The organism is Aminobacter sp. P4_H6_2, assembly GCF_056400805.1.
This window is the reverse complement of sequence record NZ_JBFUKO010001032.1, coordinates 1-1076: the sequence shown is the minus strand read 5'-3', so window position 1 is coordinate 1076 and position 1076 is coordinate 1. Positions and strand designations below refer to the sequence as shown.

Annotated in this window: 1 protein-coding gene; it reads right to left on the bottom strand. The window is 56.8% G+C overall.

Annotated elements, in window-relative coordinates; translation table 11 throughout:
- The coding region (locus AC1DUU_RS32700; protein WP_476787432.1) for a helicase-related protein at positions 1-1076 on the bottom strand (1076 nt) is incomplete at both ends.

Genomic DNA, 1076 nt, shown 5'->3' with positions numbered 1-1076 from the left:
GTTCCATAGCCGCGCGTAACGCTGGTCACCTCGTCATCATGTTCGGAAATTGGCACGTATCGCGGGGTACCATCCTCATTTGTCAAATCGAGGATCGGACCCAGGTTTGGTCGCTCGGCCGCCCATTTGGAGAGGTCGACGGGATCGCCCTGGACGAAACGGTCCAAGCTGGCGTCGGGCGTTTCGCCAGCTTCCCTTTCAAATCTTGCACGCATTTCGGGCGTCAGTTTCTTCAGGCGACGGCGGAAGCGGACAATGATCTGCTCGCGGATGCGGCTTTTGTGTTCCGCATCACCGCGACCGGCCAGCTCTTCGAAGAGCTTGGTCAGGGTGAATTTTGGGTCCGCCGCCACCGGCTTCATATCGGTCATATCTTGGAGGTGGGCGTAGAGATCGACCGCATCGAAGATGCGAAAAGTCTCCTTGTCGATCTCTAGACATAGGCGTGTCGCGCGGCCCAGCATCTGCTCATAGAGAATGCGGCTGTTCACCCGGCGCATAAAGACGATGTTGGTGATCTTCGGGACATCAACACCGGTTGTGAGCAGGTCGACCGTGACGGCCACCTTCGGCAGTGGATCGTTGCGGAATGAAAGGATCAAACTCTCGATCTTGTCGACATCGCCCGTCAGCCGCTGGACGGTTTCATCCTTCATCGGACCATAGGCATTGCGGAACGCGTCGCGCAGTTCTTTGACGAGGATATCTGCGTGGGCCTTTGAAGCTGCAAAAATCAGCGTTTTATCGGGGTCACCAGGATCAATGTATTTGACCAATTCTTCAGCGACAGCGCGGTTGAAGCGAACCGTCACCACCCCCTTGTTGAACTGCTCGACCTCGAAGTCGACTTGATCGGCAAGGGTGACGGTTTCAACTTGGCCGGTCGGCGGGTGGATGAAATCGACGGCTTCTTCCCGAACGAAGTGAATTCCGGCTTCGGACAACTTGGTGACAATCCGGATTGGCGGCTCGTGATCGGTGAGGAAGCCGTCGATCACGGCTTCGCGGTACGAGTAGGAGAAGACGGGCTTGCCGAAAATGTCGGTTGTATGAAGCGCAGGGGTTGCCGTTAGGCC